Below are 23,196 nucleotides of genomic sequence, written 5' to 3'. Positions count from 1 at the left end.
CAATGCTCACCACCATCGCCACCGTGCTCGCCGGGCTGACCGGCGTGGGCGTCGTATTCATGGGCACCGCTCCGTTCTGGGTGCCGAAGGCCTCCGCCGGATTCGGCATTCCCGGGACCGACACCGACGACCCCACATTTCGTTCGTGGCTTCGGGTCAAGGCCATGCGCGACATCGGGCTGGGACTGGTCATCCTGGTCGTCCTGATCGGCGGGACGCCCCACCTGCTGGCCGCGGTCATGCTGGCCGCCACCGTCGTACCGGCCGGAGACGCGCTGATCGTGTTGCGCGCCAAGGGCCCCAAGGCGACCGCTTACGGCGTGCACGCCGCCACCGCGCTGGCCATGCTCGTGATCGGCGCGCTGCTGCTCATCGCGTGACCCCGAACGGGAAGCGGCCCGGGCGAATGGTGGATTCCAGGGGCCGTGGCAACACGTGGTTGGTTTTGGCTGGCCGCGAGGAGTGTGGCGAGGCGCTCGGCTGGGGTTTCCCAGTCGAGCGTTTTGCGTGGGCGGGTGTTGAGTGCGGCGGCGACGGTGCCTAGCCCGACCCGTTGCGCGCGGCCGAACCGGCGAGTCTGGCCCGCACCGTTTCGAGGAACGGGTGCCGGATCTCCTCCACAATGGACTCGGCCTCGCGCCAAGCGCGGCGAGCCGCGTCGGGGTCGTTCATGGCCTCGTAGGTGTCCCCGAGGTTGATGAGGCTGCGGGCCGCGTAGGCGCGGTTCTCCGTCTGCCGGGCCAGGCGGATCGCCTCGTGATAGCTGTCGATCGCGTCGGTGAATCGCCTCAGCTTCTGGTAGGCGTCGCCGATGGTGTCCAGGGCGGCCGATTCGGCGTCGGGGGCTTTGAGCTCCCGGAAGGCGGCCAGGGCCCGGCGGCCGTGGTCGAGGGCCAGTTGGTGCTGTCCGACCTGGATGTAGCAGCAGGCCACGGAGTTGAGGGCGTTGGCGTGGGAGCCGGCGTCCCCCAGCCGTCGGTGCAGTTCCAGTGCGCGCAGGGCGTGCTCCAGCGCTTCCGGGTGCCGGCCCTGGTGTTCGCGGAAGGCCGCCAGGCCCATTTCGACGTGCGCCTCGCCGAACTCGTCGCGGTTGTCGCGGTAGAGCGCCAGCGCCGTTTCGAGGTGCCGTTCGGCGTCTTCGACCTGTGCCGTCCTGAAGTAGAGGTTTCCCAGGCCGCGATGCGCTCGTGCCCGCATGAGCGGTTCACCGAGCCGTTCACCGGCCTTCAGTGCCGCCCGCAGGCATTTGACGCACTGCGCGGAGTTGCCGTGCCGGTCGAAGTACGGGACCAGGACCCACACCAGTTGCCATACCTGCCGGTCGAATCCGGCGTCGGCGGCCCAGTCCAGGATGGACACGAGCACCTCCTGCTCGGCCGTGATCCAGTGCATGGCGGCTTCGCGGTCGGACATCTTCTCCAGCACGACCTCGGGCAGCGCGTCGGCGGGCCCCTCCCCGGTCAGCATCGGGTCGATGACGTTGATGGCGGTGTATCCGTTGTGCAGATAGTGGTCCAGCAGTCGCCGGACGGCCCGATCGCGGTCGGTCCCGGCGTCTTCCGCGGCGGCCAGTTCGACGGCGTACTCCCGCATCAGGTCGTGCAGGGCGAAGCGGCCGGGGCGCTGTTCGATGACGAGGTGCGCGCGGGCGAGTTCTGCCAGCTTCACCTCGGCTTCTTCGGGGGACAGTCCGGCGAGGCTCGCTGCGGCGGCCATCGTCACCTGCGGTCCCGGGTGCAGCCCCAGCAGTCGCAGCATGCGGGCGGCGTCGGCGCTCAAGGCCCGGTAGGACCACGAGAAGACCGCGCGGACGTCGGTAGTGGCCGAGTCGGTGTCGAAGGCGTCGAGTCCGTCTCGCAGTTGCGCGGCGAGGACGCTGAGCCGGGTGTCGCCGTCGATGACGGCTCGGGCGGCGGCGATCGCGAGTGCCAGTGGGAGGCGGGCGCTGGCGGCGATGATGTCGTCGGCCGCCCGCGCCTCGACGGCCAGCCGCCGGGGACCGAGCCGGCGGGTGAGCAGTTCGCGGGCCTCGGTGAGGCTGAACAGGTCGAGGTTGACGCGGTGGGCGCCGTCGCTGGCGATCAGGCTGATCAGCACGTCGCGGCTGGTGATCACGACGAGGCAGCCCGCCGTTCCGGGCAGCAGGGGGCGGACCTGGTCGGCGCTGCCGGCGTTGTCGAGCATCAGGAGCATGCGGCGGCCGTCGAGGGTGGAGCGGTAGAGGGCGGTCAGTTCGTCGGGGTCGGTGGGGATGTTCTCGCCTCGGACGCCGAGGGCGCGCAGGAAACGGGACTGGACGCGATGTGCCGACAGTGCCTGGCCGGGGTGGTAGCCGCGCAGGTCGGCGAACAGCTGCCCGTCGGGGAACTCGTCGGCGATCCCGCGTGCCCAGTGGACGGCCAGGGAGGTCTTGCCGACCCCGGCGGTCCCGGTGACCACGCCGATGACCGGGCCGGGCGAGGTGTCCACCATCGCGAGCAGGCCGTCGAGTGCGGTCCGCTGCTCGGTACGTCCGGCGAAGGAGGGCAGGTCGGAGGGGAGTTCGCGCGGGACCGGGAGGGGGAGGCGGGCCACGTCGGGGCCGGTGTCGGGCCGGCTGGTCAGGATCGTGGCGTGCAGGTCTTGCAGCGCTTCGCCGGGGTCGGTCCCGAACTCCTCGCGCAACAGGCGGCGGAAGCGGTGGTAGACGTCGAGGGCCTCGCCGCGCCGTCCAAGGCGGTGGAGCGCGAGCATGAGCCGCCCGCAGAATCCTTCCCGCAGCGGATGGCGCGCCGTGAGGGTGGTCAGTTCGCTGACGAGGTCGGCGACGGTTCCGTTGCGCAGCAGGATGTCGACGCGGCGTTCCACCAGCCGCAGTTGCTGTTCGCGCAGGCCGGGCGCCATTTCACGGTGCAGCACATCGGAAGGCACGTCGGCTAAAGGGTCACCGCGCCACAAGGCGAGCGCCAGGGTGACCGCGGCCAGCTCACGTTCGGTGTGGCCCTCGTCGGCGGCCGCGTCGGCTTCGCGCAGCCGGGCTTCAACAAGGCCGAGGTCGGTGCGCTCCGGCGGGACATCGAGCCGGTAGCCGTCGGGGCAGGTCACCACGAGCTCGCCGGCGCCGATCCGATCGAGCTGGGCGCGGACCCGTACGGCGCACAACTGCACCGCACGTCGTGGGTTCTGCGGCAGATCGGCGCCCCAGATCGCATCGGCGAAGGTGTAGAGGCTTACCTGCCGTCCCGGGTTGAGCAATAGCAGGGCCAGGAAGGCGCGCGAACGCGGTGACGTCATCTTCAGTTCGGTGCCGCCGGAGGTGATTCGCAACGGCCCGAGTACGCCGAACTCGATGGTGCCGCCGGGCGGGGTGGTGCTGACGTCGGTGTGGGCGAGGTCTGACACCTGGCCACTCTAGTCCCGCCGAACTCACCGATTCACCAGGGCGGATTCCGTCGTCGGGTGCGATGAAGCCGATGTGAAGCCGGTCGAGGTCATAGTCGCTGGCGTCGGCCGCGAGGGCGGCGCGAAGACACAGATTGAGGAAACCGATGTCCGTTCGTTCCATCTCCACGCTCGCGCTGGGGCTGCTCGTGGTGCTCGCAGGCTGTTCCGACGACGGCCGGCCGTCGTCGGACGAATCGACGGCGCAGGCGGTGGAGTCGTCCAGCCCCGCTCCGCCTTCGTACTCGACGTTCGCCGACTATCCCGGCGAGGAGATGCTGTACACCGACGGCCGTGATTCGTACCGGGTACGGGTCAAGGCCGTGGAGGCCGCCTGGCTCACCGAGTTGGCGGGCACCTCGGCGCAGATCGGATCCCACTATCTCGCGGTCTATGTCGTGGTGACCGGCGAACTGGCGGACCGGGGCGTGGAGGAGGCGTACCTGAACGCCATGTCGCTGGGGCTGCGATTCGGATCGGGTGACGACTGCGTGCGCGACAAGCTCGGCGGCCGGGAAGCGTCGATGGAGGAGATCTGTCACGACAACGCCACCCTCACCTCGTACCTCTGGGACGTCCCCTACCGGGACTGGGGCACGTACGAATGGGAAGAGGCGGGTCTGGCGGGTATCCCTCTCGATGCGGGCGAGACGGCGGCCGGGGTCGTGGCCTTCACCGTCCGGGACGACTTCGAGGCGACCGATGCGATCGAGTTCTGCGGCGGCGGCGACTCGATTCTGATGGAGTACGACAACTGCATCGCCGTCCCCGCACCGAAAGGGGCGCGAAGCTGATGTCTGTCCGCTCTCTTTCCGTGCTGGGCCTCGCGCTGCTGCTCCTCGCCGGTTGTTCGATGACGTCGCGCCCTTCTCCGATGGCGGCACGGCGCAGGAGGACTCGTCCTCCGCGCCGGCCGGCCCGGCCTATACCTCCTTCGCCGATTTCCCCGGCGAGGAACTGCTGTACGCCGAGTACGGGGCGTCGCCGTACCGCCTGCGGCTCAAGACCGTCGACACCGCGTGGGGGGTGGAGCTGGCCGATCGGGTCGCCGCCGCGGGCACGCACGTGCTGGTGATCTACATCGCGGTGACCGGCGAGGCCGCCGATCGCGGTGTGGAGAACGTCAGCTTGACCTATAACGACTTCGAGTTGCGCTTCCCCGCCGCGGGCGACGCCTGCGGACCGGGCGAGATCGACACCTTCACCAGCGAGTGCGCGCTCCCGCCGAAGGTCATCACCCGGCCCGAGACGGTCGCCGACAACGCGTGGCACGAACAGCGCTGGGGCGACGCCGCCAGCTCGGTGGACCCGTCGCTGGACGCCGGCGGGACGCTGATCGCGGCTGTGGCGTTCGAGGTCGCCGACGACGTCGGGCTCCCCGCCGACACCGCGTTCTGCGCGGCGATAGCCGACAGGCTCACGCGGGACAACTGCCTGGCGGTCACGGCGCCGCCGCTGGGGTGAAGGGCCGGGACCCGGGCGTCGTGGGGGTGGCGGCGTCCGGCCCGGAGCTTCGAGATCAGTCCTCATGGGAACGTCGTCGAAGCGGGTCCGTTGTGCGTCCCGTGTCGTGCGGCGGGGTGCGGAAGGTCCATTCGAGGGTGGCCGAGTCGTGAGGATACGGATGGCCTCTCGCAAACCGGCGCCCGTTGCCAATGGTTTGCAATAGCGTCGGTGTCGCCATGGGGACAGACGAAGTCGGTCGATCCGCATCCTCTGCTAAAGTTCTCGCTACATGTTGCCTGAACCGGTCCACTGGGGATGATCGGTCGGCCGACCGAGCGGGGCTCAGAGCGTGACCGAGACTCTCGGAAGATTCCTGTCGAATGTGATCGAGTTCGTTATAGCCGGGGTGCTGTTCACGACGGCGCTGGTGCTGCCCTTCAACGCGTTCTTCCCCGCGGAGGCCGCCCGAGTCTGGAAGCAGCTGACCGGAGGCCTCGCCGGTGCGCCCTCCGACGCCTTATTGTTCGTCGTAGGATCGGCCTTCGCCTATGCCGCGGGCACTTTCGCGGAGAATATGAGTCGGCTGGCATTCGAGTGGCGGCTGAACAAGGTCAAGCGATCCCGTGCGGTACCGATATCGCACGGCCGCATGCGAACGGCCATAATGGCCCGAAATCCCGACCTCTACCTGGAGGTCGAGTCGCAGCTGAAGCGAATGCGGATCGAGCGGGTCTTGTGTCTCTGCCTGCTGCTTCTGCTGCCGGGCCTGATCGCCTCCCTTGCACGCCACGCGACCGGGGCACGTGTCTGCGCGCTCGTCGCGGCCAGTCTGGCGCTCGTGCTGACGCTGCTTCAGGTCGAGCAGCGCTTCAGGCGTTACTGCCGGGCCATCGAACGTGGCTACGAGGAGTCGAGTGCGGTGCAGCCGGATGCCGCCAAGGAACCGGTAGTCCGCAAAAAGCGGAGGTAGCGTCCGTTGTCGCACGACACCAGCCCCGCCCTCACCGCGCTGGGGATCCGCATCACTGATGGCACCCAGGTCACCATCAGCGGACCGGATGGCGTCAGTGCCTCCTACGCCATGCCCCACTGGTCCGGCCCGCCCGGCCCGCCGACCGCCATTTTCATGGATCTTGACGGGACGACCCTCAGAAGCGAACAGTTCTGGATCGACATCCTCGAAGCGACCGCACGAGCCGCGGGCGGAAACGACATTCGCCTGCGGGCTGAGGATCGGATCCTCTTGCAGGGGGCGCCGACGCGAACGCACTTAGCCCACATCATGCGCCGCTATGCGTTAGATGCGAGCCTGACCGAGCTGGCGGCCACCTACGAGCAGGTCTGCGAGGCCCTCTACTTCACCCGATCGATTCCCGCCCTCGCCGCGGAGATCTCTCTAGAGCCCGGATTCGGGGAGGTGAGGGACTGGGCTCGCAGGCACGATGTCCCTTTGATTCTGGTAACGAACGGCAACGAGCGAAAAGCCGGGGTCGGGCTTGAGGTCATCGCCCACCATCTGGCATGCGCCAGTGGATCCGAGGTCTGCGACGGCGTGTGGTGTGCGCCGATGCGGAGCAGTTGGCTACGCCCGTTCGGTGCCAACGCGGGGAAGCCGCATCCGTGGCCGTATCTGGAAGCCGCGACGCGCGGAGCCCAGCTGGATCCCACCGCCCTGCGCCACGCTGTGGCGGTCGACGACAGCGCGGCCGGCGTATGCAGCATTCGACTCGCGGGGATCCGCAGTGTTGGTTTCGCCAGCGGGAACATTCGAGGGACTGGCGCCCATGTCTTCTGCGATCACATCGTCGACTCGCTCTTCGGTCTGCTGACGCTTTTGGACGAGCTGACGGCTTAGATCATTTGGGCGAGTTCGACGAGCTCGGCGTGGGCGACGCCATTGGAAATGATCGCTCCGCCGATCGCGCGGTCGAGAACCAGTCGCGAGCCGTCAAGCCCGGTGACCTTCCCGCCGGCCTCCTCGACGATCAACGCGGAAGGGGCGACGTCGTGAAAGTCGGCCTGCTGGCGGATCGTGGCCACCGCGCTGCCTTTGGCGATCATCATGCTCTTGTAGCCGCTGCCCGAGACGGGCTCGACACGTCCACCGGCGTTAAGGATTCCCTCGATGAACGGATAGGAGTCGGTGCCCAAGACGACGTATCCCTCATCGAGCCGCTGCTCGCTGACGTGAATTCTGTCATTGTTGCAGTATGCGCCCCGACCCCTTATCGCATGAAACATGTTTTTAGTGAACGGATCGTAGACAACGGCCAAAAGTAGATTGCCGGCATGCATGAGAGCGATCATGAAGACACTGTTCGGAACGCCGAGTAGAAACGGTTTTGTGCCATCGAGAGGATCGCATATCCATTTGAATTCCTCTTTCCCGGAACCCACCGCGCCTTCTTCTCCCAGAATGGCGTGATGAGGATGGCGCTCCTGGATCGCATCGATGACCAGGCGGTTGATCTCCCGGTCCACCTCCGTTACGGGTGAGCCGTCGCTTTTGACGTCAGCCTGCACGTTCGTGTTGAAGGCGTCGGCGATGAGTCCTCCAGCGCGCCGAGCCAAGGACAGCGCGAACTCAAGGTAATCGGCGGTGGTAGCTGGTTTAGTCATCGGCACAACCTGTAAACCAGGGATGTTCCGGTAGGCATTCGTATGCATTGCGTGCTTCCCTTGGGGTCGTCGGAGCGGTGTGGCAGGCAAGTCTTCCTCATGTTTCGATGGAACCGGGCCGCTTCGTGATCACATTGCATCGGCGTCGCCGACCGTAAGGTACCGCACCGAACCCAATCCAACGCCGAAGACGCGGACGGGTGGCCGATCAATTCACCGAGTAAACGGCGCACCCACCCAAACTGGGTGACGTAGTCGGATGCCTTGGCTGCATCGCACGCGCTACGGTCGCGGCCCGAACGGAGGGCGCCGAACATCGGCGCGAGGCCCTGCAAACACTCAACGAGCGGACCGCTGCTTCGATACGGCAAGGGCTTGGGGGTCGTCGGCACATCAAGGGTCACGTGCGCGCTCCTCGTGCTCAGGGACGGTTTTCTCACCGCCCTGGGGTCCCTTGACAGCCTATCTTTCGAGGCGTCCATCCCCCGTTTGTACGGGCTCGACCGACCAGTCCGGCCCACGCCCGGCGCGACCTGGCCTTTGAGTGGAGATCCTCTATACCTCCATCCACCCCGATGTGAGGGTGCCCCGATCGGACCGCTCGGAATTTAGCGTTCGTGGCCTGGGGGACAACGAAACGCCGAGGGCAGCGGTGAGACATTCAGTCCGACGCCGACCTCGGGCCGGTCGCTACGGGCTCCGCCAGTCGGTCGCGGGTGGGCCTTTGAGGGTGGCGGGCTCGCGGTAGGGCGTGTGGTCGATTCGGATGACGATGGTGCGTACGGCCTTGTCGTGAAGTGTCTGCCGGTTGGGTTTGTCCCACAGGCACCACATCGGGTCGAGGTAGCCGACGCACGGGACCAGGCCGAAGACGCCGCTGACGAGCGCGCGGAAGGTCGAGGCGGTCCAGCCGGGGATCCGCGCGTCGGACACCCGCACGACGCGCAGTTTCATCGCCTTCTTACCGAAGGTGGCACCCCACACGGCGGTGAGGACGATTTCGTAGAGCAGCGGCGACAGCACCGCGATGAGAGCCGAGCCGGCGACCATGACCGTGCGCGCGACACTGCCGCGTTCGGTGTTCTCGGCGAGCAGGAATCCCGGGACGAGGAAGGCCAGGAACAGCCCGATCCCGATGGCGTTGTCGATCAGGCGGGCCAGGAACCGCTGCCCGGGATCGGCGAGCGAAGGTGTTTCGAGGGCGATGGGCACGGTGAAGTCGTCGATGGGCGTCGTGAATCGGGACTGTTCGGTGGTCATACGGGCGTCCTTGGGCACTGGGGCGGGGCAGAACCCGGCGGGCAACGGCCGGGACCGCGTACGCTACCGCACCGTCCACGTTGGACTGAACCGCTCTTGGTGGGGTCGGCCATGACGCGACCGTGGCTTCCATCTCGTCTGGTCACCCGAGCGCGCGTGCCCGCCGTTCCAGGTATTCCCGCTCCGGCCGGCTCAGTGTCGCCTTCGCCGCGGCGAGGTACTGCGCCTGGGCTTCACGTGGACGGCCGAGTCGCTCCAGGAGGTGCGCCCGCACGGCCGCGACGCGGTGGTGACCGGCGAGGCCCGGTTCGTTCGCCGCGGCGTCGAGGGCGTCCAGGGCTACGTCGGGCCCGTCGGTCTCGGCGACGGCGACGATGCGGTTGAGCGTCACCATCGGGCCTGGGGCGAGGGTGTCGAGCAGGTCGTAGAGGCCTCGGATCTGCTACCAGTCGGTGTCCTCGTGGCGTCCGGCCTCGCCGTGCACGGCGGCGATCGCGGCCTGAAGCTGGAAGGGCCCGATGGGTGTGCTGGCGAGCGCGTTGCTGACCAGGGTGGTGCCCTCGGCGATGATGCCGTGGTCCCAGCGGGTGCGGTCTTGTTCGTCGAGGGGTACGAGGGTGCCGTCGTGGGTCGTGCGGGCCGGGCGGCGGGCGTCGGTGAGGAGCATGAGGGCGAGCAGTCCGGCGACTTCGCCGTCGTCGGGCAGGGTCGTGTGGAGCATGCGGGTCAGGCGCAGGGCCTCGGCGCCGAGTTCGGTCCGGGTGAGGCGGTCACCGGAGCCGGCGGTGTGGCCTTCGGTGTAGATCAGGTACAGCACGTTGAGGACGGTGGCGAGTCGTTCGCCGCGTTCGCTGCCGGGTGGCATGGCGAAGCGGGCACCGTCGCGTTTGATGGTCGCCTTGGCTCTGCTGATGCGTTGCGCGACGGTCGCTTCGGGGACGAGCAGTCCGCGCGCGATCTCGGCGGTGGTCAGGCCGCCGACCGCGCGGAGCGTGAGCGCCACCTGCGAGGGCATCGTCAGCGAGGGGTGGCAGCACAGGAACAGCAGGGTCAGCGAGTCGTCGGTGTCTGGTACGGGTCCGCCGGGTGTCAGGGCCGCGACGGTCTCTTCGCGTTTGCGCCGGGCGGTGTCGGTGCGCCACCGGCCGATCCGGCGGCGGGACGCCACGGTGATGAGCCAGCCTTTCGGGTTGCCGGGCAGGCCGTCTCGCGGCCATTGGACGGCGGCGGCCGCCAGTGCCTCCTGCAGCGCGTCTTCGCAGCTTTCGAAGTCACCGAAGTGGCGGATGAGCGCGCCGAGGACCTCCGGGGTGAGTTCCCGGAGCAGTTCGGTGGTCATTCATCCAGCCACGACAGGTCTTGCACGGGGCGCACCTCGACGAAACCGGTCGCCGCGTCGGGTGCGCGGGCGGCGAGTGCGGTGGCGTGGTCGAGGTCGTCGGCCTCGACGAGGTACACGCCCGCGAGGTACTCCTTGGTCTCGGCGAAAGGTCCGTCGGCGGCGATGGTGCGTCCGTCGCGGACGCTGACCCGGCGAGCGGTCTCGGGGCCCTGTAGCCCGGCCGACGACAGCAGCACTCCCTCGTCGGTCAGCTGCCGGGTGAGGTCGAGGTGGCCTCGCCCGAAGCGCGTGCGCTGCTCGTCGGTCAGTTCCTCCCACAGCGCACGGGACTCGGGGTTGCTGTGGATCAGGATGAGGAACTTCACCGGTGCCTCCGTCGTCGCGGGCGTGTGACCACACGATAGGCGCCGGGATGGAAAAAGGTTCGGTGACCGTGTCGAGAACCGGGAGCTGGCCGCTACGTCCCGGGTGAGAGGCGCCCACCGGGAGCGCCGAACCGGAGAGGACCGGTCCGATGAGCACTGCCGAGAAGGAGATCGCCGACCTCGTCGCCGTGCACGCTTCGACCCCGTTCTACATGGACGGTTCGGTACGCGCGGCCGTCGACCTCAAGCCGTGACCACCTGCGACGATCAGAAGGAGCGCATCATGTTCGAGCACACCAAGGCGTTCAGCGGGTTCTCCGTGGACGACGTGCCGAAGGCCCGCGAGTTCTACGAGCGGACGCTCGGGCTGCGGGTGTCGGAGGCCAACGGGATGCTGACGCTGCACATCGCCGGGGACCGTGACGTCCTCGTCTACCCGAAGCCCGGCCACGAGCCGGCGACCTTCACGATCCTCAACTTCCCGGTCCCCGACATCGAGGCCGCCGTCGACGCCCTGACCGGACTCGGCGTGGTCTTCGAGCGGCTGCCCGGTACCGACGGCAAGGGCGTCAACCGGGCGGGCGGGCCGCTCATAGCCTGGTTCAAGGACCCGGCGGGCAACTGGCTGTCGGTCATCCAGGAGTGACCGTTTCGGCTCCCGGGCCCATGGGCCCGGGAGCCGGTCGGCCGCGTGGCTTCGGCCGGTCTCGTCCTGGCGTGCGGGCGAGTACGAGAGCGCACCGATCGGTACGCGCCGGCAGGTCGCATCGGTGCGTCGCCGTCACTGGTCGGCGTGTGCCGGGGCCGACCAGTCCGGATCGAGGGCGGCCTCTCCGTACTCCGTTACCAGTTCGACGAGCCGGTCCACTTCTCGCACTCCGTCGTCGATGGCGGCGGGTGGAAACTCCTTCAGCGCCTGCACGCCGGCCGAGACCATGGCGGCGATCGACGGCCCGTACGTGGGGCTCCGCATCGCCTCGACCCAGCTGTAGCGCCCGGCCATGATCTCGTCGACCACCTCCTTGAGCAGGGGATCGTCGGTCTCGTCGCGGATGTCGGTCAGGAGACGGTGGTCGAGGACGCGGGTCACGATCTCGCGTGGGGTTTCGGCCATGCTCGCCTCACTTCGCGGGCTGGTAGGGGCCCTGCTTCGTCTTGCCGAACCAGCCTCCCCGGTCGGGGTTCACGACGTCGGGAATGCCCATGGCGCCGGGATCCCAGTGCACGTTGAGGATCCCTTTGGAGTACTTCACGATGTCGTCGAAGAGCCCGTACCGCTTGGTGGAGAAGTCGTACTCCTTGCGTGCCGCGGCGACCTTCGAGGCGTACTTCGCCGGGAACTTCACGCTCTTGCCGACGATCGAGGCGACGTTGGCGACGGGGATCATCTGGTCGATGATGAACTTCACCGCCGTGGACAGAGCGCCGTAGGCGTCGTAGGCATCCTGCGCGGCCTGTTTGAGGAGCGTGCCGGCGTTCTTGAAGTGCGCCGCGTGCTGCTCGACGCGCTGCCCGAGGACCAGCATGTGCTCGCGGGCGTTTCCGGCGGCGTTGCCGTCCCAGACCACGGGGATCTGGTTCGACAGGAACTGGAGGTTGCGACCGGTCTTGGCGACCGACTGTTCGTAGCGCTCGAACTCCACACCCGCCTTGTACAACTGGTCCCAGTCACCGACGAAGGGTTTCAGGAACTTCTCGACGGGGTCGCGCCCGAACAGCAGGACGCACAGTGCCGCCACGTCCTCGCTGATGCTGAGGATGTCGCCGGCCAAGACGTTGAACTCGTACTTGAAGGCGTCACTGGTCTGCGGTGCCCCGTCCCGGATCGCCGGGTCCTCGGGCCAGGTGCAGCCCAGGTCGTACGCCGTGGACTTCGCGTCCGGCTTGGGCTGACCGGCGAACGCGGTGGCGTTGTCCGCGCCCAGGTCGATGATGAGGCCGTCGAAACTCGCTCCCGCGCGGGCGTCGCCGCTGGCGTAGAAGCTGTTGCTGGCGGCGACACCGCCGGCGAGGTCGCCGATCATGAGCCCGGTACGGATGCCAAAGCGCTCGGACTGCTGGTAGACGGTGTCGACCCCGGGATACAGCTCGTGGATGAGGAGCCCCGAACCGGCCGACAGCAGGTCCGGCCGGGCGTACTTGCGAGTGCGGTTGCGAACCTCGACGATCACGTTCGCCAGTTGCAGGGTCTTGTTGGTCAGCGAGCTCATGCCGCTGTGGTTGACGTGGAACTTGCCCGTCATGTGCCGCCTCCCGCGTCGTGTTACACGGTCAGCCTGCGCGTCCGGGTGGTGTTCGAGTACGGCCGAACAGGCGGATTCCGGGATGAGGACTCATCGGGCTCGAAGGGTTCGGGCGGAGCTGCGCCCTAGGTTGTGCCGCCTCCGGCTAGAGCCGCGTCGCGGTGCGGACGAGGTCGGCGACGGCGGTGGATCTGCTGTGCGGCGGCCAGGCGATGACGGTGGTGACGGCCGGTGCGTCCGGGACCGGCACCGTCGCGTGCTCGTCGCGAAGGGTGGCACGGAGGGATTCGGGCACGATCGCGCAGGCGCGTCCGAGTGCGATCAGCTGGAAGAGCTGGGTGTGGTCGCGGACCTGTGGGCCGGGTCCGCCGGGATGGCTTCCGTCTCGTCGGGGCCAGCGTGGCAGGGGCAGGTCGGTCAGGGTGGTGACCTCGGCCATCGACATGTGGGTTCGGTCGGCCAGGGGGTGTCCCGCCGGCAGGACCACGACCTGCTGTTCGGTGTGCAGGTCCTCGGTGTCGAATCCGGCCGTGGTGTCGAAGGGCCGTTGGAGCAGAGCGACGTCGGCGCGCCCGTCGCGCAGCAGCCTCTCCTGCTCGCCGGGCCCGCACAGGACCACCTCGACGGCGACCGCGCCGGGTTCGGCGGCGTAGCCGTCCAGCAGCTTCGACAACAGCTCGCGGGACGCTCCGGCCTTCGTCGCCAGCACCAGACCGGGCGTTTCGGTGGCCGCGCGGCGGGTGCGGCGCTCGGCGGCTTCGACCGCGTCGAGGGCGGTGCGGGCCTCTCGCAGGAGCACCGACCCGGCCTCGGTCAGGGCGACCCCGCGGGCGTTGCGGTGCAGCAGAACCACGCCGAGCCGCCGTTCGAGTCGCTGGATCGCGCGCGACAGCGGTGGTTGCGCCATGGTGAGCCGCTGTGCCGCCCGCCCGAAGTGCAGTTCTTCGGCGACGGCGACGAAGTATCGCAACTCCCGGGTCTCCACCGCGTGATCATATCGGGCGTTCACCACGGCTGATACCCGTGCGGTATCGCTGTGCACCCGGTTGGTCTTGGACGCCGCACCCGGGTCGGCACCACGATCGGTGACATGAGTGGACGAAAGATCGTGCTGGTGACCGGTGCGAACAAAGGGATCGGGTACGAGATCGCGGCGGGCCTTGGCGCCCTCGGCTGGCGGGTCGGCGTGGGCGCGCGGGACCAGTGGCGCCGGGACACCGCGGTGGAGAAGCTGCGTGCGGACGGCATCGACGCGTTTGGGGTTCCGCTCGACGTTGCCGACGACGCGAGCGCGGCCGCCGCGGCCGAGCTGGTCGCCGGTCACGCCGGCGGGCTCGACGTGCTGGTCAACAACGCCGCGATCACCGGTGGCGTGCCGCAGACGCCCACCACGGTCGATCCCGCGACAGTGCGGGAGGTCGTGGAGACCAACGTCATCGGCGTCATCCGCGTCACCAACGCGATGCTGCCCATGCTGCGCGGCTCGGCATCGCCGCGGATCGTGAACATGTCCAGCAGCGTCGGCTCGCTCACCCTGCAGACCACGCCCGGCGTCGACATGGGGCCGGTTCCCGCCGCTTACCTGGCGTCGAAGACCTTCCTCAACGCCATCACCGTCCAGTACGCCAGGGAACTGGGCGACACCAGGATCCTGGTCAACTCCTGCTGCCCCGGCTTCACCGCCACCGACCTCAACGGCTTCCAGGGCGTGCGCACTCCGCAGGAAGGCGCGGCGATCGCGATGCGACTGGCGACCTTGCCCGACGACGGACCGACCGGCGGATTCTTCGACGACGCGGGCACCGTGCCCTGGTGACGGGCGTCCGTGCCGGGTCTTGAGTGGACGGACGCGATGGGGGTGCGGTGACCGCACCCCCATCGCGGGTAGGAATGTCCTGCGGGTCAGGCGCGACGGGATCCGATGAGTCGTTGGAGCAAGATGAAAGCCAGCAGCAGGACACCGATGACGATCTTCGTCCACCAGGAGCTCAAGGTCCCCTGGAAGTTGATGATCGTCTGGATCATGCCGAGGACGAGCACGCCGAGCACCGTGCCCAGCACGAAGCCCGAGCCGCCGGTGAGGAGGGTGCCGCCGATGACGACCGCCGCGATCGCGTCGAGTTCCATCCCGATCGCGTGTTGCCCGTAGCCGGACAGCATGTAGAAGGTGAACAGCACGCCGCCGAGGGCCGAGCAGAGGCCGCTGACGGCGTAGACCGCGACCTTCGTGCGGGCCACCGGCAGGCCCATCATGAGCGCCGACTGCTCACTGCCGCCCAGGGCGTAGACGCTGCGGCCGAAGCGCGTGTAGTGCAGCACGACGAAGGCGATCGCCACGACGGCCAGGGCGATGAGCATGCTCACCGAGACGAACAGGTCCTCGCCGAGCCAGATGCGCTGCTGTGCCAGCTCGGTGAACAGCGGGTCGTCGATGGAGATCGAGTCGACGCTGATCATGTAGCAGAGGCCGCGGGCCAGGAACATCCCGGCGAGGGTGACGATGAACGGCTGGATCTCGAAGTGGTGGATGATCGCGCCCATCCCGGCTCCGGCGAGGGCGCCGACGGCGAGGACGAGCGGGATCACCAGTACCGGCGGCCAGCCGTACTCGGTGACCAGCCACGCACTGAGCATCGTGGACAGTGCGAGCATCGCGCCGACCGACAGGTCGATGCCGCCGGTGAGCAGGACGAAGGTCATGCCGACGGCGACGACGAGCAGGAACGCGTTGTCGATGAACAGGTTCACGGCCACCTGCGGGTAGCCGAAGGCGTCGTAGTTGGCCGCGCCGATCCCGTACATCAGCGCCAACAGCGCGGTGGTGGCCAGGACGGAGACGTAGCGTCGCGACGCGGTCCGCAGCCGGTGGGCGGGCGGACCGGGGCGGGCGAGGACGGTCACGCCGTCACCTCCACCTTCTCCGCCGCGGCCGGTGCGGCCGCGGGCGGTCGGCGGCGCCGGAACTTCGCGCGCAGTCGCGGCGACTGGATGAGGCAGACGGCCAGCACCACGACGGCTTTGAACACCAGGGTCGTCTCCGGTGGCACGCCGACGGTGTAGATCGTGGTGGACAGGGTCTGGATGATGAGCGCTCCCAGGACGGTTCCGGTCAGGTGGAAACGGCCGCCGGTCAGGGCGGTGCCGCCGATGACGACGGCGAGGATGGCGTCGAGTTCGATCCACAGCCCGGCGTTGTTCCCGTCGGCGGTCGAGACGTTCGAGCTGATCATCAGTCCCGCGATCGCCGCGCACAGGGCGGCGGCGATGTACACGGTCGCGACGAGCCCTCGGGCGCGGATCCCGACCAGGCGGCCGGCGGCCGGGTTCCCGCCGACCGACTCCAGGAGCAGTCCGAGGGCGGTGCGGCGGGTCAGCAGAGCGGTCAGCAGGAAGGCTGCCGCGGCGACCAGGACCGGGAAGGGCAGGGTGAGCCAATAGCCCCCGCCGAAGACCTTGAAGGTGGGGCTGGTGACCGAGGTGTTCTGCCCGGCGGTGATCAACTGTGCGACACCGCGTCCGGCGACCATGAGGACGAGTGTCGCCACGATCGGCTGAACGCCGAAGCCCGCGACCAGCAGTCCGTTCCACGCCCCGAGCACCACCGCGGCGGCCAGGGCGATCCCGATCGCGGTCAGCACGCCCGCGAGGTCGTCCTGGTCGGGCAGGTCCACGATGTACTCGCAGGCGAGCGCTCCCGCGATCGCCACGACCGAGCCGACCGACAGGTCGATGCCGCCGGTGGCGATGACCAGGGTCATGCCGAGCGCGACGAGGATCAGCGGGGCGCCGAAGCGGACGATGTCGATGAGGCTGCCGTAGAGGTGGCCGTCTTGTACGCGGATCGCGAGGAATCCCGGGGTGAAGGCGGTGTTGACCGCGAGGAGCGCGGCGAGTACGGCCAGGGGCCAGAAGAGGCGGTGCCGGAGGAGGCTCATCGGCCGCCTCCGCTCGCGATGATCTCCATGAGACCGTCGAGGGTGAGGGTCTCGTCGTTGGCGAGTTCGGCGACGAGTTCGCGGTCGCGGACGACGGCGACCTTGTGGCTGAGCCGCAGGACCTCTTCGAGTTCGGCGGAGACGAACACCACGGCCATGCCGTCGGCGGCGAGTGTCACCACGAGGCGCTGGATCTCGGCTTTGGCGCCGATGTCGATGCCTCGGGTCGGTTCGTCGAGGATGAGCAGGTTCGGGTGGGTGGCCAGCCAGCGGGCGAGGAGCACCTTCTGCTGGTTGCCTCCGCTGAGGTCGCCGACTCGTGCGTCGGGGTCGGCGGGGCGGATGCGCAGGGCCTTGATGTACTCGTCGACGAGTGCCGTCCGGCGGTGCGCGGGGAGTGGTCTGGCCCAGCCGCGAGCGGCTTGCAGGGCCAGGATGATGTTCTCGCCGACCGACAGGTCGGCGATCAGTCCTTCGGTCTTGCGGTCTTCGGGGCAGAAGGCGAGGCGGCGGGCGATCGCGGTGCGTGGTGTTCGCAGTGTGGTGCGGCGTCCGGCGATGCGGGTGTGACCGCCGGTGGAGCGGTCGGCGCCGAACAGCAGGCGGACGATTTCGGTGCGCCCTGAACCGAGCAGGCCCGCCAGGCCGACGACTTCTCCTTTGTGGATGGACAGGTCGAAGGGCCGGATGCCGCCTCGGCGGGTGAGGCCTTCGGCGCGGAGGAGCGGGTCGCCGTGCTCGACGGCGGCGAGGTCTGGTTTCGGTTGTTCCTCGATGGCGTCGAGGACCGTGAGTTCCTTGCCGATCATTTTGGTGACGAGGTCGACGTGGGCGAGGCCGGCTGTCGGGTACTCGCCGACGAGGCGGCCGTTGCGCAGGATCGTGGCGCGTTCGCAGATGTCGTAGATCTGGTCGATGAAGTGGGTGACGAAGGCGATGGCGACTCCGTCGTGTTTCAGGCGGCGCATCAGTGTGAAGAGCTGGTCGACTTCTTCGCGGTCGAGGCTGGAGGTGGGTTCGTCGAGGATGAGGACCTTGGCCGACAGGTCGACGGCTCGGACGATGGCGACCAGTTGCCGGATCGCGGGGGAGTAGGCCGACAGTGGGGCTGACACGTCGATGTCGAGGCCGAGACGGGCGACGAGTTCGCGGGCGCGGCGGCGCATCGCGCCGAAGCGGACGAGGCCGAGGCGGCGCGGTTCGCGTCCGATGTGGATGTTCTCGGCGACCGAGAGGTTCGGGCAGAGGTTGAGTTCCTGGTAGACGGTGCTCACACCGGCCTGCTGTGCCTGTTGGGGTCCGGTGACATGGGCCGGTGTGCCGTTCATGGTGATGGTGCCGGAGTCGAGGTGGTGGACTCCGGTGAGCACTTTGATGAGGGTCGACTTGCCGGCCCCGTTCTCCCCGACGAGGGCGTGGGCCTCGCCGGGGAACAAGCGGAAGTCGACGTCGTCGAGGGCCGTGACGCCGGCGAATCGTTTCGTGATGCCGGACAGTTCCAGCACCGGTGCCGTCGGCGACGGTTCCGCTGGGGACATCCCGGGCTCCTCTCGTCGTCGCGGCGGGTCAGTACTTGCGGTTGGGCAGTTCGGCGGCGGCCTGGTCCATGGTGAAGACGCCCTCTTCGGTGAGGATCCGCTTCTCGGTGGGCTGGCCTGCGGCGATCTTGGCGACGACGTCCATCAACTGCGGGCCGAGCAGGGGGTTGCATTCGACGACGACGTTGATCTTGCCTTCGGTCATCGCGACGAAGGCGTCCTTCACGCCGTCGACGGAGATGATCTTGATGTCCTCGCCGGGCTTGAGTCCGGCCTCCTCGATCGCCTGGATCGCGCCGAGGGCCATGTCGTCGTTGTGGGCGTAGAGGACGTCGATGTCCTTGTTCGCCGACAGGAAGGCCTGCATGACCTCCTTGCCCTTGGCCCTGGTGAAGTCGGCGGCCTGAGAGGCGATGGTCTGGAACTTCGGGTCGGCCGAGGTGATCTCCTCGAAGCCGGTCTTGCGGTCGATCGCCGGCGCGGAGCCGGTGGTGCCCTGGAGTTCGACGATGTTGACCGTCTCGTCGCTGTCCTTGTACTCCTCGACCAGCCAGTTGGCCGCGCGCCTGCCCTCTTCGACGAAGTCCGAGCCGAGGAAGGTGACATAGAGGGAGTCGTCGGCGGAGTCGACGGCGCGGTCGGTGAGCACCACCGGGATCTTGGCGTCCTTGGCCTCTTTGAGGACGGTGTCCCAGCCGGTCTCGACGATGGGGGAGAAGGCGATGACGTCGACGCGCTGCTGGATGAAGGAGCGGATCGCCTTGATCTGGTTCTCCTGCTTCTGCTGGGCGTCGGAGAACTTCAGCTCGATCCCGGCGGCGGCGGCCGATTCCTGGATCGAGGTGGTGTTGGCGGTGCGCCAGGCGCTTTCGGCGCCGACCTGGGCGAAGCCGAGGACGGTCTTGCCGTCCCCGGAGCCGTCACCGCCGCCGTCGCCGCAGGCGGCGAGAGCGGACAGGGCCAGGCTCGCGGTGGCGAGGGTGGTTAAGAGCTTTTTCAGCACGTGCTTCTCCTTGTTGGTCGACGGCTCGATGAGCGGTTCGTGTCGCACCCGTCGGGTAATCGGCCGCGGCCCGGACTCGGCCGGGCCGCGATGAGGTCGAGGGGTGGCGATCGTGACCGCTGGATATCGGCCGCGTTTCGCCTTGACTGCCTGACAGTGTTAACGCTCACATTGCTGTCGTCAAGGGTTCTGGATGATTCCAGTTCGGCAACGGAAGTCGCGTCGGTATGCCGCTGACATCGCCAAGGAAGTCGCGTTCTGGGCACAAAACCGGGCGCACCGCCGCAATGGCAGCGCGCTGGGAAGGCCCGGAACACTCCTTCGGGCGAATGGTGCGGGCCCACCTAGTGTTAGCGCAAACATTCCTGGTGATTCGGCGCGCCCGGCTTCTCGTGTCGCAGCGGAGACCGTCGGTTCGCCATACGACGCTCGGCCGCCGCGGCCTGCGAACCGAGGTTCGCAGGCCGCGGCGGCCGGCACTCCACCGCGCGGTGTGCTCGCCCGGGAGTGCTCGCGGGTCAGCAGGTCGAGTTCGTCTGGGTCAGCAGGCCGAGGCGCCAGGGCAGGCTGTTGTAGTCGCCGCCGGCGTTCGGGTCGAGGCCCTGGTACAGGTAACGCATCTGGCATGGGCTGACGGTGAGCGTCTGGTCGGTGCCCGCGCGGATCAGTTCACCGTGGCTGATGTCCCTCGTCCACGCAGTGCCGGCGAACGTGGTGTTGTTGGCGCGTGCGAAGGGGTTGGCCTCACTGGCCGCGAGCGGCGTCCATGCCCCGTTGATCGCCGACGAGGTCCACGACCGGAACCATCGGCGGCCGTCGGAGCCGATCGCCTCGACGAGCAGCAGATACTGGTTGGAGCCTTGGACCTTGTAGACGTTGCTGGCCTCGAACAGGTTGTTGCGGTTGGGGTCCTGGGCGGCGATGACGGTGTTGGTCATCCCGTTGGGGAAGTTCGCCAGGCTGGTCTCGGAGCGGTAGAGGTGGCCGTTGTCGTCGGAGGAGAACAGGTAGCAGTTCGCCGCGTCGCAGATGACCCACATGTCGACCCAGTAGCCGTTGCCGATGTTGTCGCGGATGATCTGCGGCATGCCGGAGTAGAAGTGGCGCGGAGCGGTCCACCCGTTGGGGTTGGAGATGTCGGGGTTGGTGGAGAAGGACGCGTTGCCGGTCTGGTAGACGAGGTACCACAGGCCCTGGGGTGCGAAGTAGAAGACCTGCGGCGCGGCTCGGTACCCGGCCCCGACGGGGGACTGGTCGAGATAGTGGAAGGTCGCGCTGTTCGCCTGGGACCAGTCGGTGAAGTTGAAGTAGACCAGGTTGTAGCCCGCGGACTTCGCGGTGCTGGCGAAGACGTGGTAGCGGCCGTTGTGCTGGACGACCGTCGGATCCTTGATGCCGGCGATGCCGCGGCCGTCGTTCTTCGGTCCCACCAGCGAACCGCTGGAACTCCACTGGTAGCTGCTCGGCAGTGAGCCCGAACCGCCGGAGGTGTAGCCCGGGACCCGCCAGACGCGCGAGGCGGCGGTGCCGCACGGCGCCTGCACGAGCAGGGTGGTGTTGGCGGTGGCGTCGGCCCTGGGCGCGACGCACTTGCCGGAGTGGACGGCCACGACGTTGAAGGTGTTCGTCGCGCCGCTGACCGTCACCGGCGCAAGCCGGAAGCGCTGGTTGTTGTTGGCGTGGCAGGTCCACTGCACGACCGCGGCGTTGTCGGCCGAGGATGCGCCGGAGACGTCGACGCAGGAGCCCGCCACGGTCCGGATGTTGTACTGGTCGGCCGTTCCGGCGGCCGGCGCGAAGGTGAAGTTCTGGTTGGTGCCGCCCCAGCACGAGTAGATCTGGAGCTGGGTGCCGTTGGCGGCCGAACCGTTGGGCACGTCGGCGCAGGTGCCGGAGGCCTGGCCGATCATCGTGCTGGTGAAGCTCACGGCCGCGGCGCGCGGCGGCGGGTCGGCCGCGGCGGGCGTCTCGGCGGTCGCGGTCAAGGTGATCGTCCCGGCCAGCAGCGTCAGTGCCGTGAGCCGGGCGAACCACCGGAGATGGTCGCGCATGTCTTCCTCCTGGTATTCGGGGGGTTCGGGTCGGGTGAAGGTTCAGAGGCGCTCGGCGGTGCCGTTGCCGGCCGAGCGGCCGCCGATGCGCCAGTAGGCCGCGTAGTTGAAGCCCTGTGCGTCGTGGAAAGGCGTCAGGCGCACCGGTCTGCCGTCGGCCGTGGCGGTGAAGGCCAGAGCGGTCGTGCTCGTGCGGGTGATCGAGGCGACGTCGAGGGCGGGTGGTGCGCTCAGGGCGGTGTCGCCGTAGTTTCCGCACAGCACGGCGGGCCCGTAGGTGATCGCGGCGAGGTCGGCGTCGTCGTCGGCCGCGTGCGTGGCGACCCTCATGGGCAGGCGGACGGTGACGGTGTCGCCGGAGGTCCACGAGCGGGTGAGTGTCGCGTAGGTGCCGGGTGTGGCGGTGACGTTCTGGGCGGTGCCGTTGACGCCGATCGTGGCGCCGGAGGTCCAGGCGGGGATGCGGATCCGCATCGACCAGGACCCGCCGACGTCGCCGGTGACCTGGAGGGCGGTGGTGTCGCTCGCCGGGTAGGCCGTCGACTGCCGGACGGTGATCCCGCGCTGGTTCCAGTCGAGGACCGAGGGGAGGAACAGGTTGACCGTCAGCGTGGTGCCGTTGTGGAAGTAGACGGAGTCGGTGAGCCTGGTGCCCGCCTCGACGCCGGTGCCCTGGCAGCACCAGAACGACTGGTAGTCGGTGCTCCAGGTACCTCCGCCCCATGCGGGTCCACGGCCGCGTCGGCCGCCGGGGTTGAGCGGGGTGAAGTAGGTGATGTGCCCGTGGGGGTCGGAGGGGTTCTGGGCGCCGATGACGTGGTTGAGCAGCGCGCGTTCGTAGTAGTCGACGTAGGCGACCCTGCCGGGGTTGAGCTGCCACAGTTCACGGGTCAGGGTCAGCATGTTGTGGGTGTTGCAGAGTTCGCAGGTGTCGGCCGTCAGGTGGCCGGCGATCGCGTGGGGCGCCCGGAAGTGTTCGGCCTGGCTGTTGCCGCCGATGGCGTAGCTGTGCGCGCCGACGCAGAAGTTCCAGGCGTTCGCCGCTATGTCGCGATAGCGGGTGGTGCCGGTGGCCTTGTACTCGCGTGCGGCGCCGATCCACTGGGGAACCTGCGTGTTGGCGTGCAGGCCGTTGAGCCGGTCCTGGTTGGAGGCCAGCGGGTCGAAGACGGCGGCGTGGTCGAAGCGTTGCGCGACCGCCAGCCATCGGGCGTCGCCGGTCTGCTGGTACAGGTCGGTCAGTACGGCGTTCATCCCGCCGAACTCGGTCCGCAGGACGGCCCGCATCCGGGCGGCGCTCAAGCGCTTGGTGCGGTCGTCGACCCAGCCGGCGAGCGCGAGAAGGACGGCGCGGGCCCGCGTGCTGCCGAGGTGGCGCCAGACGTCGAGGAGACCGGTGAGGGTCTTGTGGATGCAGTAGTAGGGCACGTTGCCGTTGGTGAGTGTGCCGGCCTCAAGTGCGGTGAAGTCGGATTCGGGGAAGCCCGCGAGGTAGCCGGCGCCGAATCCGGCCGCGCTGTTGTTGGCCTGGCATCCGGCGAGTTCGGTGACCATCCGGTCGGCCTTGTCGCGGCAGACGGTGTCGCCGAGGGCGGCGTAGGCCTGTGCCCAGGCGGTGAGGAAGTGCCCTTGCACGTGGGTGCGGAAGGGGAAGGCGGGTGCGTCCCAGCCGCCGTTGGCGGTCGCGCCGTTGGTGGAGAGGCGGTGGTTCGCCCGGAAGTTGTAGAGCAGCCGTTCGGCGTCGACGAAGCGCAGGTAGGCCAGGGTGCGGTGCTGGTTGTCGAGCCACCGGCTCGGGCCGAGCCGTACTCGGCCGAGTGCGAAGGCGTAGGCCGAGACGCCGATGTCGGAGCGTGCGGGGGTGAGGGACGCCGGGCCGGGGGTCGCTTCGGTGGCCGGGGCGACGGCGGCGACGGCGCCGGCTCCGGCCGCTTGGAGCAGGCGGCGGCGGTCGAGGGTCGAGGACATGGGTGC

20 protein-coding genes and 1 pseudogene are annotated in these 23,196 nt (G+C 68.5%); 7 read left to right on the top strand and 14 right to left on the bottom strand.

Annotated features, from left to right (window positions below; translation table 11 throughout):
* The first annotated feature begins 2 nt into the window (after nucleotides 1-2).
* Nucleotides 3-380 (top strand): DUF4267 domain-containing protein, encoded by a 378-nt coding sequence (locus tag HNR73_RS32060; RefSeq protein WP_184791436.1) that lies wholly within the window; start codon nucleotides 3-5, stop codon nucleotides 378-380.
* 160 nt (nucleotides 381-540) lie between these two features.
* On the opposite strand, the gene HNR73_RS32055 is transcribed toward HNR73_RS32060, so the two are convergent.
* Nucleotides 541-3,273: an AfsR/SARP family transcriptional regulator gene (locus HNR73_RS32055; RefSeq protein ID WP_260337572.1), complete on the bottom strand. Its 2,733-nt coding sequence runs from the start codon at nucleotides 3,271-3,273 to the stop codon at nucleotides 541-543.
* Between the two features lie 254 nt (nucleotides 3,274-3,527).
* Between HNR73_RS32055 and HNR73_RS32050 the strand changes: the two genes are divergently transcribed.
* From HNR73_RS32050 to HNR73_RS32035, 4 genes are all read left to right on the top strand, one after another.
* Nucleotides 3,528-4,214, top strand: coding sequence for a hypothetical protein (locus tag HNR73_RS32050; RefSeq protein ID WP_184791434.1), 687 nt, complete (start codon nucleotides 3,528-3,530; stop codon nucleotides 4,212-4,214).
* 52 nt (nucleotides 4,215-4,266) lie between these two features.
* Nucleotides 4,267-4,884 (top strand): hypothetical protein, encoded by a 618-nt coding sequence (locus HNR73_RS32045; protein WP_184791433.1) that lies wholly within the window; start codon nucleotides 4,267-4,269, stop codon nucleotides 4,882-4,884.
* A 331-nt stretch (nucleotides 4,885-5,215) separates the two neighbouring features.
* A complete protein-coding gene (locus tag HNR73_RS32040; protein ID WP_184791432.1) occupies nucleotides 5,216-5,836 on the top strand; it encodes a hypothetical protein in 621 nt (206 codons plus the stop codon).
* A 6-nt stretch (nucleotides 5,837-5,842) separates the two neighbouring features.
* A complete protein-coding gene (locus HNR73_RS32035) occupies nucleotides 5,843-6,721 on the top strand; it encodes an HAD family hydrolase (protein WP_184791431.1) in 879 nt (292 codons plus the stop codon).
* Here HNR73_RS32035 and HNR73_RS32030 read toward each other — a convergent pair.
* The 4 genes and pseudogenes from HNR73_RS32030 to HNR73_RS32015 form a co-directional block, all read right to left on the bottom strand.
* Nucleotides 6,718-7,533: an inositol monophosphatase family protein gene (locus tag HNR73_RS32030; protein WP_184791430.1), complete on the bottom strand. Its 816-nt coding sequence runs from the start codon at nucleotides 7,531-7,533 to the stop codon at nucleotides 6,718-6,720. The genes HNR73_RS32035 and HNR73_RS32030 overlap by 4 nt on opposite strands.
* 642 nt (nucleotides 7,534-8,175) lie before the next feature.
* A complete protein-coding gene (locus HNR73_RS32025) occupies nucleotides 8,176-8,745 on the bottom strand; it encodes an RDD family protein (protein ID WP_184791429.1) in 570 nt (189 codons plus the stop codon).
* A gap of 142 nt (nucleotides 8,746-8,887) precedes the next feature.
* Nucleotides 8,888-10,084: pseudogene (locus HNR73_RS32020) on the bottom strand (RNA polymerase sigma factor).
* Nucleotides 10,081-10,452: a YciI family protein gene (locus HNR73_RS32015; protein WP_184791428.1), complete on the bottom strand. Its 372-nt coding sequence runs from the start codon at nucleotides 10,450-10,452 to the stop codon at nucleotides 10,081-10,083. The pseudogene HNR73_RS32020 and the gene HNR73_RS32015 overlap by 4 nt, the downstream one beginning before the upstream one ends.
* Nucleotides 10,453-10,735: 283 nt before the next feature.
* On the opposite strand from HNR73_RS32015, the gene HNR73_RS32010 reads away from it, so the two are divergent.
* Nucleotides 10,736-11,098, top strand: a complete 363-nt coding sequence (locus HNR73_RS32010) for a VOC family protein (RefSeq protein WP_184791427.1) — start codon at nucleotides 10,736-10,738, stop codon at nucleotides 11,096-11,098.
* A 135-nt stretch (nucleotides 11,099-11,233) separates the two neighbouring features.
* Here the strand turns inward: HNR73_RS32010 and HNR73_RS32005 are convergent, their stop codons facing one another.
* The 3 genes from HNR73_RS32005 to HNR73_RS31995 form a co-directional block, all read right to left on the bottom strand.
* The gene (locus tag HNR73_RS32005; protein ID WP_184791426.1) at nucleotides 11,234-11,566 is read right to left on the bottom strand and encodes a hypothetical protein; all 333 of its coding nucleotides are present in this window, start codon (nucleotides 11,564-11,566) and stop codon (nucleotides 11,234-11,236) included.
* Between the two features lie 7 nt (nucleotides 11,567-11,573).
* The gene (locus HNR73_RS32000; protein ID WP_184791425.1) at nucleotides 11,574-12,695 is read right to left on the bottom strand and encodes a hypothetical protein; all 1,122 of its coding nucleotides are present in this window, start codon (nucleotides 12,693-12,695) and stop codon (nucleotides 11,574-11,576) included.
* Nucleotides 12,696-12,840: 145 nt separating this feature from the next.
* Nucleotides 12,841-13,680, bottom strand: coding sequence for a LysR family transcriptional regulator (locus HNR73_RS31995; protein WP_184791424.1), 840 nt, complete (start codon nucleotides 13,678-13,680; stop codon nucleotides 12,841-12,843).
* 105 nt (nucleotides 13,681-13,785) lie between these two features.
* On the opposite strand from HNR73_RS31995, the gene HNR73_RS31990 reads away from it, so the two are divergent.
* Nucleotides 13,786-14,511 (top strand): SDR family NAD(P)-dependent oxidoreductase, encoded by a 726-nt coding sequence (locus tag HNR73_RS31990; protein ID WP_184791423.1) that lies wholly within the window; start codon nucleotides 13,786-13,788, stop codon nucleotides 14,509-14,511.
* A gap of 86 nt (nucleotides 14,512-14,597) precedes the next feature.
* On the opposite strand, the gene yjfF is transcribed toward HNR73_RS31990, so the two are convergent.
* From yjfF to HNR73_RS31960, 6 genes are all read right to left on the bottom strand, one after another.
* Nucleotides 14,598-15,596 (bottom strand): galactofuranose ABC transporter, permease protein YjfF, encoded by a 999-nt coding sequence (yjfF, locus tag HNR73_RS31985; protein WP_184791422.1) that lies wholly within the window; start codon nucleotides 15,594-15,596, stop codon nucleotides 14,598-14,600.
* Nucleotides 15,593-16,630: an ABC transporter permease gene (locus HNR73_RS31980; RefSeq protein ID WP_184791421.1), complete on the bottom strand. Its 1,038-nt coding sequence runs from the start codon at nucleotides 16,628-16,630 to the stop codon at nucleotides 15,593-15,595. The genes yjfF and HNR73_RS31980 overlap by 4 nt, the downstream gene beginning before the upstream one ends.
* Nucleotides 16,627-18,168: a sugar ABC transporter ATP-binding protein gene (locus HNR73_RS31975; protein WP_184791420.1), complete on the bottom strand. Its 1,542-nt coding sequence runs from the start codon at nucleotides 18,166-18,168 to the stop codon at nucleotides 16,627-16,629. Before HNR73_RS31975 ends, HNR73_RS31980 begins: the two co-directional genes overlap by 4 nt.
* Before the next feature lie 28 nt (nucleotides 18,169-18,196).
* Nucleotides 18,197-19,171 carry an ABC transporter substrate-binding protein gene (locus tag HNR73_RS31970; protein ID WP_203686692.1) on the bottom strand — a complete coding sequence of 325 codons (975 nt, stop codon included), beginning with the start codon at nucleotides 19,169-19,171 and terminating at the stop codon, nucleotides 18,197-18,199.
* A gap of 518 nt (nucleotides 19,172-19,689) precedes the next feature.
* Complete coding sequence (locus HNR73_RS41275; RefSeq protein WP_184791419.1) at nucleotides 19,690-21,222, bottom strand: non-reducing end alpha-L-arabinofuranosidase family hydrolase; 1,533 nt, start codon at nucleotides 21,220-21,222, stop codon at nucleotides 19,690-19,692.
* A 42-nt stretch (nucleotides 21,223-21,264) separates the two neighbouring features.
* Complete coding sequence (locus HNR73_RS31960; protein ID WP_184791418.1) at nucleotides 21,265-23,190, bottom strand: beta-L-arabinofuranosidase domain-containing protein; 1,926 nt, start codon at nucleotides 23,188-23,190, stop codon at nucleotides 21,265-21,267.
* Nucleotides 23,191-23,196: the final 6 nt, after the last annotated feature.

This window comes from Phytomonospora endophytica (assembly GCF_014202425.1).
Taxonomy (GTDB): Bacteria; Actinomycetota; Actinomycetes; order Mycobacteriales; family Micromonosporaceae; genus Phytomonospora; species Phytomonospora endophytica.
Note: the sequence above shows the minus strand (reverse complement) of the source record. Positions and strands in the feature narration are given on the sequence as shown.

Bases quoted from the DNA above. Each gene is read 5' to 3' on its own strand.
- HNR73_RS32060 (WP_184791436.1), top strand. From the start codon at position 3: ATGCTCACCACCATCGCCACCGTGCTCGCCGGGCTGACCGGCGTGGGC.
- HNR73_RS32055 (WP_260337572.1), bottom strand. From the start codon at position 3,273: ATGACGTCACCGCGTTCGCGCGCCTTCCTGGCCCTGCTATTGCTCAAC.
- HNR73_RS32050 (WP_184791434.1), top strand. From the start codon at position 3,528: ATGTCCGTTCGTTCCATCTCCACGCTCGCGCTGGGGCTGCTCGTGGTG.
- HNR73_RS32030 (WP_184791430.1), bottom strand. From the start codon at position 7,533: ATGCATACGAATGCCTACCGGAACATCCCTGGTTTACAGGTTGTGCCG.
- HNR73_RS32025 (WP_184791429.1), bottom strand. From the start codon at position 8,745: ATGACCACCGAACAGTCCCGATTCACGACGCCCATCGACGACTTCACC.
- HNR73_RS32010 (WP_184791427.1), top strand. From the start codon at position 10,736: ATGTTCGAGCACACCAAGGCGTTCAGCGGGTTCTCCGTGGACGACGTG.
- HNR73_RS32005 (WP_184791426.1), bottom strand. From the start codon at position 11,566: ATGGCCGAAACCCCACGCGAGATCGTGACCCGCGTCCTCGACCACCGT.
- HNR73_RS32000 (WP_184791425.1), bottom strand. From the start codon at position 12,695: ATGACGGGCAAGTTCCACGTCAACCACAGCGGCATGAGCTCGCTGACC.
- HNR73_RS31990 (WP_184791423.1), top strand. From the start codon at position 13,786: ATGAGTGGACGAAAGATCGTGCTGGTGACCGGTGCGAACAAAGGGATC.
- HNR73_RS31980 (WP_184791421.1), bottom strand. From the start codon at position 16,630: ATGAGCCTCCTCCGGCACCGCCTCTTCTGGCCCCTGGCCGTACTCGCC.
- HNR73_RS31975 (WP_184791420.1), bottom strand. From the start codon at position 18,168: ATGTCCCCAGCGGAACCGTCGCCGACGGCACCGGTGCTGGAACTGTCC.
- HNR73_RS41275 (WP_184791419.1), bottom strand. From the start codon at position 21,222: ATGCGCGACCATCTCCGGTGGTTCGCCCGGCTCACGGCACTGACGCTG.
- HNR73_RS31960 (WP_184791418.1), bottom strand. From the start codon at position 23,190: ATGTCCTCGACCCTCGACCGCCGCCGCCTGCTCCAAGCGGCCGGAGCC.